The organism is Kitasatospora sp. NPDC048407, from assembly GCF_043200475.1.
Lineage (GTDB): Bacteria > Actinomycetota > Actinomycetes > Streptomycetales > Streptomycetaceae > Kitasatospora.
Genome location: NZ_JBICXW010000002.1, coordinates 68,201 through 80,963 on the forward strand (window position 1 = coordinate 68,201; position 12,763 = coordinate 80,963).

The window sequence follows — 12,763 nt, forward strand, 5'->3', positions numbered from 1 at the left end:
CACGATCGCCACCCGGCAAACCGGCCGGCCGGGACCGGCGGGGTCTGGACCGCGTACTGCGCCGCCCCGGAGTCCCCGACCCGCCGGGCGGCGCCTGCGTCCTCGCCGCCCCGGAGTCCCCGAGCCGCCGGGCGGCGCCTGCGTCCTCGCCGGTCCGGAGTGCCCGACCCGCCGGGCGGCGCCTGCGTCCTCGCCGGTCCGGCTCACCGGCACGGCGGCGAGCCGGACCGGTCAGCCGGACCGACGCCTGCCTGCCCGGCGGTTCTTCTGCGACCTGGTGCCGCGCCGGTCAGCCCTCGCGCATGTCGCCGAAGCGGAACCGGCGGTGCATCCGCTCGTGCCAGGTCAGCTCGGGCGCGACCAGGTCGTCCGGGGGCAGGGTGTCGCGCGGCAGAACGGCCCTGGAGAGCGGCGGGGCGGTCCGCTCGGTGTCGCGGGCCTGTTCGCCCAGGGCCGCCAGCTGGAGCGGGGTGGCGTGGGTGCGGACCGTCGGGAACAACTGGGCCTCCTCCACCCCGAAGTGCCCCGTCGCCTCCTCGATCAGCCGGGCCAGCAGCCGGTCGAACTCGGCCGAGCCGGACGAGGTCGCCCGCAACTCGCGCACCAGCTCGTACAGCACCGCGTGCGTCCGCAGGCCGTGGTCCACCGTGTCGTCACGGGCCGGCCGGCCGCTGCGCGCGATCGGGTACAGGTACTCGTCCTCCGCCGCCAGGTGCCGCACCAGCCCGTCGGCGGTGAGCAGTGCCAGCCAGTTCCGCCGCGGATCGCCCAGCGGCAGGCCCGCCAGCTCACTGAAGCGCACCCGCAGCACGTCGTGATCCGTCGTCATCTGTTCCAACAGGTCCAGCTCCAGGTCGGTCGCCATCGTCAAGCACCTCTTCGTCGCGGTCCCAACCCCTCGCGGATGCGCCTGCCCGCCTCCGCGAACCGGAAACCGCACTCTCCGGCTGCGCCGCGAGACCGCCCCGGGGTCAACCTCGCAGCGTGACGAACCCGTTCACGAACCCGTTCACGGACCCGGACGTCGAGCCGACGCGCGACAGGATCGCCGACGTGCTGGGCCCGGCGATGGAGGGCTGGGACGCGTTGCTGCGCGTGCTGGCGGATGCCGGGGTCGAGACACCCTGGCGGTGGTTCCGGGACGGCGGCCGGCTGGTCAAGGCCGCGGACCGCCCCCGAGTGTCGACCGCCTGCGCCCCATCCTGAAGGCCCGCATCGCGCTGCGGTAGCGCGCCTGCGGTGGCCCGCGCCTGCGGTGGCGCGCGCGGCCCCGGACGGACGGTTCCTGGTGGGCGGACCGACCCGTTCAGCCCTCGCTGGCGATCTCGATGCAGGCAAGGTCGATCTGGTCGGCGAGCTGGCGGACCAGGCTGGCGAACACTGCGGCCGTCACCGGGTCGAGTTCATTGTCGTCGCGCTGCGCCCAGTCCTGCCACTCCTCGGGGAGTGCGCGCAGCAGGGCGACCACTTGCAGGGCGGGAATGGCCAGGTCGCCGGAGAGTCCGCAGACGATCGGGACGCTGAGTTGCGCCATGGTGTCCACCTCCTGCTGCGTCGATGCCCGTCCGGGCGTCTGCCCGCGAGCAGGGGGCGGAAACGGGGGGCGGTGCGGCTGTCCTGCGGATGTGCTGCGAGCGGGCCCGGGGTGGCGGGGGTAGTAGTGGTGGTGGCGGGTGGTGAAGGCGCGGGCCGGCGTGCGGGTTGCGGCGGGTCCGGGCGGACGGGAGGCGGGAGTGTGATGGCCGGACGCGCAGGTGGGCCGCGCGAGCGCAACGTCCGTGCGCCGCGAGGCAGTCGCCCGGCCAGGTCGGGGCGGCCGGCGGCCTCGCGCGGCGCCGAGGTGCCCCGGCGGCCGAGCGGGCTGGAGCGGATGGCCGGACGGGCCTGGCGGTTGCTGGCCATCGCGGTGGCCGGGTACGCCGGCTATCTGATCGTCAGTCGGCTGCTGCTGCCGGTGGTGGCGGTGTTCGTCGCGCTGGTGGTCACCGCCGTGCTGCGCCCGCCCGTCGATCTGCTGGCCCGCCGGATGCCGCGCGCGTTCGCGGTGCTGTTCACCGTGCTCGGCGCGATGCTGCTGCTCGCCGCGGTGGGGACGCTGATCGCGGTGGTGACCCAGGCCCAGTCCGGGCAGCTGGGAGGGCAGGTGCGGGACGGCCTGGACCGGCTGGAGCACTGGCTGGAGGGCCCGCCGTTCCACGCCCGGGCCGGCACCCTCGGCGACCTGCGGCACCGGCTCGGCCAACTGCTCAGCACGCACCGGCAGGCCGTGCTGTCCACGGCCGTCACCGGCGCCGGCTGGGTGGTGGAGGCAGCGGCCGGCGCCGCGCTGGCCCTGTTCTGCGCGGTGTTCTTCACGCACTCCGGCGAACGGATGTGGAGCTGGGGGACGTCCCTGCTGCCCGCCCGCACCGGCGAACTGTGGCAGCGGGGCGGCCGCGCCGCGTGGCGGACCTTCGCCGGCTACACCCGGGGCCTGTTCCTGGTCGCGGGCACCAACGCCGTCCTGGTCGGCGTGGTGCTGGCCGTACTCGGCGTGCCGCTCGCCGTGCCGCTGGCCGGCCTGGAGTTCGTCGCGGCGCTGATCCCGCTGATCGGTTCGCCGATCGCCCTCGCGGTCGCCTCGCTGGTCGCACTCGCCACCCGCGGACCGGTGACCGCGCTGGTGGTGCTCGCCCTGATCGTGGTGATCGGCCAGCTGGAGGGCCACATCCTGCACCCCCTGGTGATGGGCTGGGCGGTGCGCCTGCACCCCGTCGCGATCGCTCTGGCCGTCGCCGCCGGCGGCACGCTGGGTGGGATCGTCGGCGCGGCCGTCGCGGTGCCGGTGCTGTCGGTGGGCTGGGGGGTGTTCCGCGAACTGCGCGGACCGGCGGGAACGACCTGAGGGGGCGCGCGGCGGGGGAGTTCGTGCGCCCGGCGCTCATTGGTCGTAACGGTGGCTGCCCCGTGACTGGGTGCCGGTGGTCGGGTCGATGGTGCCCGTGCCGAGCGGGTCGGTGGTGGTGGTGGCGGCCGGGTGGCTGCGGCGGTGGCCGTAGTGGTGGCGCCGGTGCAGGCCCGCGCGGATCAGGAGCAGGCCGGCGCCGAAGATCAGCGTCAGGGCGATTCCGGCGAGGAACGCGCCCAGGGTGCTGATGGTGGCGATCTGGTGACCGAACATCGTCACGGCCGTCTCGGGTCCGCCGCCCAGGTTCTCGGCGATCAGCAGCCCGGCGAACGCACCGGACGCGGCGAACAGGAGGAGTCCGAGCAGCAGCATGGGTCCACGTCCTTTCGCGTGCTCCATTGCTCCGTTCACGCGGCGTCTGCCCGGTGGCCCCCCGCTCAATCACCGGGCCCGGCCGAGACGCGTGACCTGCCGCTGTGTCCGGCCGTGTCGGGATGTGCGCCCTCAGATGAGGTCCGGGCACTCCTTGGCGAAGCCGTCCGAGACGGGCTGCCAGACGCCTTCGTCCTGGCGTGCGCTCAGTCGGTCGGCTTCGGTGGCGGTCTCGATCAGCTGGGCGGTGGTCAGGTGGACGGCCGCCGTGAAGACCCGACCGAGGTGGTGGCAGTGCATCACCGGGCGGAACTCCTCGGAGTACGGCTCGTCGGCGACCGCGAACAGGTCGGGCAGCGTCCAGCCCAGTGGGCCCGCGATGGCGCACAGCTGGTACCAGTGGTGCGGACTCGGCTCCCAGCTCTCCACCATGCTGGGCAGGGTGCTGCGGGACAGGCCCATGAACGGCAGTTCGCGGAGGCCGAAGCCGCGGTTGTGGATCATCGTGCCGAGCGTGGCGGCGAAGCCGGTCTGGGCGGGAAATGGCTCAGGCCGTACCGCGGGCTCCGTCGCGGCGATGCGGGGCAGTGAGCGGACGAGCGCCTCCAGGGTGACGAGTTGCGCGTGGTTGCAGTGGCTGACGCGGTAGGAGAACCGGTCCATGACCTTGGCGTCGCGCCGCGGGGGGAGGAGTTCCGGCGGGACCGGGTGGCCGGCGACGGCGCACAGGTCGGCGAGGGGTAGGCCGAGTTCGGCGGCGAGTTCGGTGAACCGCTGCGGGCCGGGCTGGTGTCGGTTCCGCTCGCGGCGAGGCTGCCGAGGATGGTGGTCCGTTCCAGGGGAGGAAGGTAGCGGATCCGCGAACTCCCCTTCCGGGCAGGCCGGGTGGGGTCAGGCGCCCTGGCGGAAGACGAGCAGGTAGCGCCAGAACAGCAGGCGGCGAATGCGGCACCCGGGCAGCAGCGAAGCGGCCTCCCGGCGGATCTCGTGCAGGGGCATGGTCGGCATGGCGACCGGCGCCGTGCCCGCCGGTGGAGCCTGACGGCGGCGGAGCGTTTCGGCGGCTGCCACGGCGAGCCGGGCGGCGGCGTTGACGGGTACGGCCGCCAGGCTCCACGCCCAGTCGCGGCGGGTCTTCTCGGGGTAGCAGCCCAGGATCACCAGGACGCCGCCGGGCGCCAGCGCGTCGCGCAGTGCGGCGACGGTGGCGAAGGGCATGTGGTGGACGGTGGCGAGGCAGGAGATGAAATCGTAGTGCCCCTGGGGGAGTTGGAGCTCCGTGAGGTCCGCGTGCCGGAAGTGGGGTGCCCGGTCGTCGGCCGTCCGTGCGGACGCCGCGCGGGCCTCCGCTATCGCCTCCGCCGACCGGTCGATCGCATCGACCCGCAGGCCCGACTGGGCGAGTCGGCGGGCGAATCGGCCGGTCCCGCAGCCGACGTCCAGGGCCGCACGGCCGTTCCGCGGCACCTGGCGCAGCAGCAGGCGGTGGTAGTGGTCGTTGTGATCGAAGGGCATGATCCGATCCTGCCACGGCGACCGCAAAGGCAACTCGCCTGCGTACCGCTGCTGTTGGGGGGAGTCAGGCCGTCCGGAAGAGCCGGTCCAGGTGGTGGTGGAGGACGGCGATGGCGGCCTCGGGGGTGCGCTGGCCCAGGAGCACGCTCAGGCCGAGGCCGGCGGAGAGGGCGAGGAGGACGACGGCCTCGTGCTGGGGGTCGGTGATGGCGGCGGCGGTGAGGTGGGCGACGAGGAAGGCCTCCATCTCGTTCGGGGTGGAGAGGAAGGATTGCTCGGCGAGGGCCGGGTCGGTGACGGAGAGGACGGCGTACGCGGTGTAGACGAGGTGGAAGGTGCGGCTCTCCTCGTCGGTGGGGACGGCCTCGACCAGGACGGCTTCGACGATCTCGCGTGGGGACGGGGTGGCGGCGGTGGCCCGGACGCGGTCGCGGACGCGTTCGCCCATCCGGACCCCGAGGCGGGTGAGGGTGGCCAGGAGCAGCTGCTCCTTGGTGTCGAAGTAGTACTGCACCAGGCGGACCGAGACGCCCGCCTCCTGTGCGACGGAGCGCATCGTGACGGCGTGCAGGCCGGTCCGTGCGGCGGAGCGCAGCAGGGCGTCGATGATCAGGGCCCGCCGTTCCTCGTGGTCGACCAGCTTCGGCATCCGGGCTCCTTCGAACGTTTTTGTGGTACAAACATACCATCAAAAGCTCCGGAGGGGATTCATGACCAGGACCAGCGTCGGACACTTCGTCAACGAGGAGGCCCGCACCGCGTTTCTCGACGCCTACGATCGGGCCATGGGCCTGTGGCCCGCCCCGCACAGTGCCCTCGACGTCGAAACCTCCTACGGCACCGTGCACGTCCACCACTACGCGGGGCCCGGCGCGGGGGAGCCGGTCGTGCTGCTGCACGGCCACGCCGGCCACCCGGCCAACTGGTACCCGCAGATCGCGGCGCTCGGCGCCCACCATCCCGTGTACGCGATCTCCACCCTGGACGACCCCGGCCGCAGCGTGCAGCGCGCCGTCGCCGCAGGGCCGGCCGAGAACGCCGAGTGGCTCAGCGAGGTGCTGGCCGGGCTCGGCCTGGAACGGGTGCACCTGGTCGGCGTCTCGTACGGCGGCTGGCTGGCCCTCAACCAGGCGATCCGCGCGCCCGAGCGGCTGGCGTCCATCGCCCCGCTGGACCCGGGCGGCATCGAGAAGGTGCCGGTCCGGTTCTACTTCCACATGATCGCGGGCCTGTTCGGCATGCTCGCACCCCGCCGCTTCCGTCCCGCCCTCGCCCGGTTGCTCGCCAACCCCGCGCTGATCGCCCCACCCGAGATGCTCGCCCCGATGATGCTCGCCATGCGCAGCTGGAAGCCCACCGGCCGTCCCGCCGCCCCGCCGTTCGGCGACGAGGAACTGCGTGCCGTCACCGTCCCCACCCTCGTGCTGGTCGGTGCCCGCAGCGCGCTGCTGCGCCCGCGCCGGGTGCTGGCCCGGGTCACCGGCCTGATCCCGGGCGTCCGGGCCGAGATGGTTCCGGGCGCGGGGCACGGCCTCACCCTGGAACGGCCGGAGCTGGTCAACGCCCGCCTGCTGGAGTTCTTCGCGGCCACGAGGTCGGAGCACGCGGCGGGTTGACGTTGTTCGGCGCGCTACCGGCCGAGCGGGGGAGAGGCGGGCTGGGGCTCGGGTTCGGGGGTCGGCTCGGGGCCGGGCCGGCCCGGGTCCGGCGGCTCGGGCTCGCTCGGGGGAGGCCCGGGGACGGGCTGGAGCGGCTGCGGGTCGTGCGGAATGGGCGGCGAGATCGGCGGGTCCGGGTCCGGCGTGACGGGCGTCGGGCTGTACGGGCCTGGCGGGTCGGTCGGACGCGGCGGGCTGTCCGGCGGTTCGGGCGGACGCACGTCCGGGTCGCCGGGGATCGGCAGGGTCAGCCGAATTTTCTCGGCGTAGGGCATGACCGCTCTCCTTTCGTGGCCGGAAGGGGTCACGTCCGCGCATACCCGGATCAGTCGGGACGAATCGGGTTCAAACGCGGCCGATCGGGTACAGGTGGGGCGTCGCTCCGAGCAGGCTGCCCAGTGCGTCCCAGTAGCGACGTGCCCGGAGCCATGACCAGAAGCCCGGGCAGGCGCCAGGGCCCACGCCGTCCCCGGGAGATGACTCCCAGTGATCACCACGACCCACCGCCACCGGCCGGCGCGCCGTCGCCGCGCCGGCCGGCCGAACGACCGCCGGTACGGAGAAAACGACCGCCGGTACGGAGAACGCGGCAGCCGTGAGATCGACCCGATGTACCGGCCGACCCGGCGCGAGATGCGGGCCATGGGCAAGTTCGAGGCCCGGGAGCTCAGTGACGCGCTGTTCCGGCGGCTGGCCGAACTGCCGCCCGAGGATTCGCGGTCGAGCTATGTGCGCGGCACCGTGATCGAACTCAACATGCCGCTGGTGCGGTTCGTCGCCGCCCGGTTCCGGCACCGCCCGGAGGAGCTCGACGACATCCTGCAGGTCGGCACGATCGGCCTGATCAAGGCCGTCGACGGGTTCGACCCGGACCGGGGCGTCGAGTTCGTCACCTACGCGATCCCGACCATCGCCGGTGAGATCAAACGATTCTTCCGCGACACCTCGTGGCCGCTGCGGGTCCCGCGCAGCGTCCAGGAACGCTACCTGGCCGCCGCCCGCGCCTCCGACCGGCTCGAACAGGACCTCGGCCGGCTGCCCGACACCGCCGAACTCGCCGAGGAACTGCACGTCACCGAGGCCGAGGCGGCCGAAGGGCTGGACGCCGGGCGGCTGTGCCGCTGCGACTCGCTCGACTCGCTGCGCGACGACGAGTCCGACGAGACCGGCAGCGCGCTGATCAACCGGCTCGGCTGCTGCGACCCGGAACTCGAACTCGCCGAACTGCGCGTCGCGGCAAGGCCGTTCATCGGCCGACTGCCCGAACGGGAACTCACCGTGCTGCTGCTGCGGTTCTGGGGCGGACTCACCCAGAGCGAGATCGCCGTCGAGATCGGCGTCTCGCAGATGCACGTCTCGCGGATCCTCACCGCCACCCTGACCGGGCTGCGCGAACAGATCGAGGGCGGGACGCGCGGCACCACGGACACGGCGCGTGATTGAGCCTCGCCCAGCCGGGTAGCCGCGCGGACCGTAGCCGCCCCAGGGCGGGAAACCCTACCGTCGGCAGGAGGTGTTCGCACCGTGGACGCCCGGACTGCCATCGGTGCCCCCCTCACCGTCACCCTGCGCCGTCCCCCCGGCGCACTGGTGGTGCGCCCCGAGGGCGAACTCGATCACGACAGCGTCGGCCCGCTCCGCGAAGCCCTGGAGCGGGCCGTCGCCGACCCGCCCGCCCGGCTGGTGGTGGACTGCGGCGGCCTCGACTTCTGCGACTCCACCGGCCTCAACCTGCTGCTGCGGGCGAACGCCGCCCTCCAGCAGGCGGGCGTCCCGCTGCTGGTGGCCGCTCCCGGACGGGTGATGCTCCAGATACTGGAGATCACCGGCGCGGACGAGGTGCTGGCCGTGCGGCCCACCGTCGAGGACGCGCTGACCGACGGGCCGGCCGGGAACGCGGCAGCGCCGGCGAGCAGCGATGAGAAGCCGGCAGCGCGGCCGGGCGGTGGCGGGCCTTCGGGCGGTACTGAGTCCGGCGGTGCCGAGCCTTCGAACAGTACCGAGCCTTCTGCCGCGTCTTCGAACAGTACCGAGCCTTCTGCCGCGTCTTCGAACAGTGCCGCGAGTCCGGAGCCGGGCGGCGCGGAGAGGCACGGGGAGCAGCGATGAGCGGCCGGCCCGTCGAGGGTCGCACCGAGCGCCGCCGCCTGCCGCTCACTGCCGCGCCCGGCGCGGTCGCCCGCAGCCGGGAGTTCACCCGCCTCGCCCTGCTGGAGTGGGGCTGGCTGCCCGCGCGCGACGCCGTCGGCCGGGCCGCCGCCGAGGACGTGCTGCTGATGACCGGCGAACTCGTCACCAACGCCTGCCAGCACGCGGCCGGCCCGTACGCGCTGGAACTGACCAGGTGCGGGCCGCTGCTGCGGGTCGCGGTGTGCGACGGCGACGACCGGATGCCGGTGCTGCGCGCCCCGCACGTGCCCGCGCGGCCGGGTGGCCACGGTCTGCGGGTGGTCGACCGGCTCGCCGCGGCCTGGGGCAGCGAACCGGTTCCCGGCGGCGGCAAACGGGTGTGGCTGGAGACGATCCGCCCCCCGGCGGAACCCTGGCGGCGACGGTGCCACAGTGGAAGAGATGTCAGTGAACGGCCGGGGCCCCGCCTCACCCGGCGGGCCCGGCCCCGATGACCGGACCCGAGGTGGTGGTGACGTGGACAGCGCGCCCGACCCGCGCACACCGGATCCCGCACGACCCGCGCCCGGATCCGAGCCCGCGCCCGAGCCCGCGCCCGGATCCGAGCCCGCGCCCGAGCCCGAGCCCGCGCCCGAATCCGAGCCCGAGCCCGAGCACGCCGACGCGCGGCACCCCGCGGCGCCCCGGCCCACGTCCGACGGCGTGGCGCTGCGCCGGCTGCTGGCCGGGCTGACCGCCGTGCGGGACGGCGACCTGTCGCTGCGGCTGCCGAACGCGCCCGGGGTGCTGGGCGAGATCTCCGGCGTCTACAACGACATGGCGGAGCGGCTGTCCCGGCTGAACGCCGAGGTGACCCGGGTGGCCCGCGAGGTGGGCACCGAGGGCATGCTCGGCGGCCAGGCCGAGGTGCCGCAGGCGGTGGGCGCGTGGCGGGAGCTGGCGGACTCGGTGAACGCGATGGCCGGCAACCTCACCGCGCAGGTCCGCAACATCGCGCAGGTGACCACGGCGGTGGCCCGCGGCGACCTGACCCGCACCATCGCGGTGGACGCCCGGGGCGAGATCCTGGAACTCAAGAACACCGTCAACACCATGGTGGAGCAGCTCAGTTCGTTCGCCGCCGAGGTGACCCGGGTGGCCCGCGAGGTCGGCACGGAGGGCATTCTCGGCGGGCAGGCGGACGTGCGCGGCGTGTCGGGGACGTGGCGCGACCTGACCGACAGCGTGAACTTCATGGCGGGGAACCTCACCGCGCAGGTCCGCTCGATCGCCCAGGTGGCGACGGCGGTGGCCCGCGGCGACCTGACCCGGAAGACCGACGTGGTGGCCCGGGGCGAGATCCTGGAACTGAAGAGCACCGTCAACACCATGGTGGAGCAGCTGAGTTCGTTCGCCGGCGAGGTGACCAGGGTGGCCCGCGAGGTCGGCACCGAGGGCATGCTCGGCGGGCAGGCGGACGTGCGCGGCGTGTCGGGGACGTGGCGCGACCTGACCGACAACGTCAACGTGATGGCGTCCAACCTGACCGGCCAGGTCCGGTCGATCGCCCAGGTGGCGACGGCGGTGGCGCGCGGCGACCTGTCGCGCCGGGTCACCGTCGAGGCGGAAGGCGAAGTCGCCGAACTGGTCCGCACGTTGAACGCGATGGTGGACACCCTGTCGGCGTTCGCGGCGGAGGTGACCCGGGTGGCCCGGGAGGTCGGCACCGACGGCATCCTCGGCGGCCAGGCCCGGGTGCCGAACGTGGCGGGCACCTGGAAGGACCTGACCGACAGCGTCAACTTCATGGCGCACAACCTGACCAGCCAGGTCCGCAACATCGCGCAGGTGACCACGGCGGTGGCCGGCGGCGACCTGACCCGCAAGATCGACGTGGACGCCCGGGGCGAGATCCTGGAACTCAAGAACACCGTCAACACCATGGTGGAGCAGCTCAGTTCGTTCGCCGCCGAGGTGACCCGGGTGGCCCGTGAGGTCGGCACCGAGGGCCGGCTCGGCGGGCAGGCCGAGGTGGAGGGCGTCTCCGGCACCTGGAAACGGCTGACCGAGAACGTCAACGAGCTCGCCGGGAACCTGACCCGGCAGGTGCGGGCGATCGGCGAGGTCACCGGCGCCGTCACCGCGGGCGACTTGACCCGGTCGATCACCGTCGAGGCGTCCGGCGAGGTCGCCGACCTGAAGGACAACGTCAACGTGATGGTGGAGTCGCTGCGCGAGACCACCCGGGCCAACGGCGAACAGGACTGGCTGAAGACCCACCTGGCCCGCCTCACCGGCCTGATCCAGGGCCGCCGCGAGCCCGCCGCCGTCGCCGAACTGCTGATGGACGAACTCTGCCCGCTGCTGAACGCCCAGTACGGCACCTGCTACCTCTCCGAGGAGTACCTGACGGAGGACGGCGCGGCCCGGGCCGGCGCCGGGCGGCCGGTGCTGGTGCGGGCCGCCGCCTACGGCCACCGGGCGAGCGACACCCCGCGCCGGTTCGGCCTCGGCGAGTCGCTGATCGGCCAGGCAGGGCGCAGCCGCCGCCCGATCGCCCTCACCGACCTGCCGCCCGGCTACGCCGAGATCGGCTCCGCGCTGGGCTCCGGACCCCCGCGTGAACTGCTGATCCAGCCGATCACCATGGAGGACCGGCTGCTGGGCGTGGTCGAGGTCGCCACCCTGCACCACTTCACCGACCTGCACCGGGACTTCCTGGAACGCCTCGCCCAGGACATCGGAACCACCCTGGCCACCCTGCTGGCCAACGCCCGCACCGACGAACTGCTCCAGGAGTCGCAGCGGCTGACCGCCGAACTCCGGGCCCGGTCCGAGCAGTTGGTCGACGGCCAGGAGGAACTGCGGCGCTCCAACGCGGAACTCGGCGAGAAGGCCGAACTGCTGGCCGCGCAGAACCGCGACATCGAGGCGAAGAACCTGCAGATCGAACAGGCCCGCCGCGAACTCGAGGACCGCGCGCGCCAGTTGACCTCCGCCTCGATGTACAAGTCGGAGTTCCTGGCCAACATGAGCCACGAGCTGCGCACCCCGCTCAACAGCCTGCTGATCCTCGCCCAGCTGCTCGCGCAGAACTCCGAGGGCAACCTGACGGACAAACAGGTCGAGTACGCCGAGGTGATCCGCTCGGCCGGCTCCGACCTGCTGCAACTCATCAACGACATCCTCGACCTGTCGAAGGTCGAGGCCGGCAAGCTCGACGTCACCGTCGAACGGTTCCCGCTGCGCGAACTGCTCGACTACGTCGACACCGCCTTCCGCCCGCTGGCCGCCGAGAAGGGCCTCGACTTCCGGATCGGCGCCGCGCCCGGCGCGCCCGCCGAACTGCGCACCGACCAGGCCCGGTTGCGGCAGATCCTGCGCAACCTGCTCTCCAACGCCGTCAAGTTCACCGACCGCGGCTTCGTCGAACTCACCGTCGAACCCGCCCGGAACGGTGAACTGCCCGGCGGGCAGCGGGAGTCGGGCGCCGTCGCGTTCCGCGTCCAGGACTCCGGCATCGGCATCGGCGCGGACCACCTGGAATCCATCTTCGGCGCCTTCCAGCAGGCCGACGGCACCACCAGCCGCAAATACGGCGGCACCGGCCTCGGCCTGTCCATCAGCCGCGAACTCGCCCGGCTGCTCGGCGGCGCGGTGAGCGCCGAATCGGTACCGGGCGAAGGGAGTTGCTTCACCCTGCTGCTGCCCGACCGGCTCGCCCCCGCACCCGAAGCCACCGAACCCCGCGCCGCCGAACCCCGCACCGGTGAACCCCGCGCCGGCGAAGCCGCCGGCCCGCCCGGCGCCGCACCCGCCGCCCCGTCACCCGCCCGCGCGGGCCAACTGGCCGGCCGCACCGTCCTGGTCGTCGACGACGACTCGCGCAACGTGTACGCCCTCAGCACCGCCCTCGAACTCGAAGGCGCCACCGCCCTGCACGCCGCCAACGGCCGCACCGGACTCGCCATGCTGCGCGCCCACCCCGAGACCGACCTGGTGCTGATGGACCTGATGATGCCCGAACTCGACGGCTACGCCGCGACCGCCGCGATCCGCGAGAGCGCCGAACACGCCACCCTCCCGATCATCGCCGTCACCGCGAAGGCGATGCCCGACGACCGCGCCCGCAGCCTCGCCGCCGGCGCCGACGACCACCTCACCAAACCCGTCGACACCAACCACCTGATCGCCACCGTCCAGCACTGGTTGGAGAGTTGAC

Annotated in this window: 14 protein-coding genes; 7 read left to right on the top strand and 7 right to left on the bottom strand. The window is 73.4% G+C overall.

Translation table 11 applies throughout. The features are described from left to right. Nucleotides 1-289: 289 nt before the first annotated feature. The gene (locus tag ACGFWJ_RS05625) at nucleotides 290-865 is read right to left on the bottom strand and encodes a hemerythrin domain-containing protein (RefSeq protein ID WP_392945594.1); all 576 of its coding nucleotides are present in this window, start codon (nucleotides 863-865) and stop codon (nucleotides 290-292) included. 119 nt (nucleotides 866-984) lie between these two features. Between ACGFWJ_RS05625 and ACGFWJ_RS05630 the strand changes: the two genes are divergently transcribed. Further along, a complete protein-coding gene (locus ACGFWJ_RS05630; RefSeq protein ID WP_392945596.1) occupies nucleotides 985-1,206 on the top strand; it encodes a hypothetical protein in 222 nt (73 codons plus the stop codon). Between the two features lie 100 nt (nucleotides 1,207-1,306). Here the strand turns inward: ACGFWJ_RS05630 and ACGFWJ_RS05635 are convergent, their stop codons facing one another. Then, on the bottom strand, nucleotides 1,307-1,534 hold the full coding sequence (locus tag ACGFWJ_RS05635; protein WP_392945598.1) for a hypothetical protein: 228 nt from the start codon (nucleotides 1,532-1,534) through the stop codon (nucleotides 1,307-1,309). A gap of 336 nt (nucleotides 1,535-1,870) precedes the next feature. Between ACGFWJ_RS05635 and ACGFWJ_RS05640 the strand changes: the two genes are divergently transcribed. Next, complete coding sequence (locus ACGFWJ_RS05640; RefSeq protein WP_392945600.1) at nucleotides 1,871-2,884, top strand: AI-2E family transporter; 1,014 nt, start codon at nucleotides 1,871-1,873, stop codon at nucleotides 2,882-2,884. A 36-nt stretch (nucleotides 2,885-2,920) separates the two neighbouring features. Here the strand turns inward: ACGFWJ_RS05640 and ACGFWJ_RS05645 are convergent, their stop codons facing one another. From ACGFWJ_RS05645 to ACGFWJ_RS05660, 4 genes are all read right to left on the bottom strand, one after another. Beyond that, on the bottom strand, nucleotides 2,921-3,259 hold the full coding sequence (locus ACGFWJ_RS05645; protein WP_392945602.1) for a hypothetical protein: 339 nt from the start codon (nucleotides 3,257-3,259) through the stop codon (nucleotides 2,921-2,923). A gap of 132 nt (nucleotides 3,260-3,391) precedes the next feature. Next, the gene (locus tag ACGFWJ_RS05650) at nucleotides 3,392-3,922 is read right to left on the bottom strand and encodes a hypothetical protein (protein WP_392945604.1); all 531 of its coding nucleotides are present in this window, start codon (nucleotides 3,920-3,922) and stop codon (nucleotides 3,392-3,394) included. A 228-nt stretch (nucleotides 3,923-4,150) separates the two neighbouring features. Beyond that, the gene (locus ACGFWJ_RS05655) at nucleotides 4,151-4,807 is read right to left on the bottom strand and encodes a class I SAM-dependent methyltransferase (RefSeq protein WP_392945606.1); all 657 of its coding nucleotides are present in this window, start codon (nucleotides 4,805-4,807) and stop codon (nucleotides 4,151-4,153) included. A gap of 31 nt (nucleotides 4,808-4,838) precedes the next feature. Beyond that, complete coding sequence (locus tag ACGFWJ_RS05660; protein WP_392945608.1) at nucleotides 4,839-5,423, bottom strand: TetR/AcrR family transcriptional regulator; 585 nt, start codon at nucleotides 5,421-5,423, stop codon at nucleotides 4,839-4,841. Nucleotides 5,424-5,484: 61 nt separating this feature from the next. On the opposite strand from ACGFWJ_RS05660, the gene ACGFWJ_RS05665 reads away from it, so the two are divergent. Further along, nucleotides 5,485-6,390 carry an alpha/beta fold hydrolase gene (locus ACGFWJ_RS05665; RefSeq protein ID WP_392945610.1) on the top strand — a complete coding sequence of 302 codons (906 nt, stop codon included), beginning with the start codon at nucleotides 5,485-5,487 and terminating at the stop codon, nucleotides 6,388-6,390. A 14-nt stretch (nucleotides 6,391-6,404) separates the two neighbouring features. Here the strand turns inward: ACGFWJ_RS05665 and ACGFWJ_RS05670 are convergent, their stop codons facing one another. After that, nucleotides 6,405-6,707, bottom strand: a complete 303-nt coding sequence (locus ACGFWJ_RS05670; protein WP_392945612.1) for a hypothetical protein — start codon at nucleotides 6,705-6,707, stop codon at nucleotides 6,405-6,407. Nucleotides 6,708-6,918: 211 nt separating this feature from the next. On the opposite strand from ACGFWJ_RS05670, the gene ACGFWJ_RS05675 reads away from it, so the two are divergent. From ACGFWJ_RS05675 to ACGFWJ_RS05690, 4 genes are all read left to right on the top strand, one after another. Continuing rightward, complete coding sequence (locus ACGFWJ_RS05675; protein WP_392945614.1) at nucleotides 6,919-7,875, top strand: SigB/SigF/SigG family RNA polymerase sigma factor; 957 nt, start codon at nucleotides 6,919-6,921, stop codon at nucleotides 7,873-7,875. Nucleotides 7,876-7,956: 81 nt separating this feature from the next. Next, entirely contained in the window at nucleotides 7,957-8,541 is a 585-nt protein-coding gene (locus tag ACGFWJ_RS05680; RefSeq protein WP_392945616.1) for an STAS domain-containing protein, read from the top strand. Beyond that, complete coding sequence (locus ACGFWJ_RS05685; RefSeq protein ID WP_387647045.1) at nucleotides 8,538-9,056, top strand: ATP-binding protein; 519 nt, start codon at nucleotides 8,538-8,540, stop codon at nucleotides 9,054-9,056. The genes ACGFWJ_RS05680 and ACGFWJ_RS05685 overlap by 4 nt, the downstream gene beginning before the upstream one ends. A gap of 208 nt (nucleotides 9,057-9,264) precedes the next feature. Beyond that, nucleotides 9,265-12,762: a HAMP domain-containing protein gene (locus ACGFWJ_RS05690; RefSeq protein ID WP_392946489.1), complete on the top strand. Its 3,498-nt coding sequence runs from the start codon at nucleotides 9,265-9,267 to the stop codon at nucleotides 12,760-12,762. The last annotated feature ends 1 nt before the right edge of the window (nucleotide 12,763 follow it).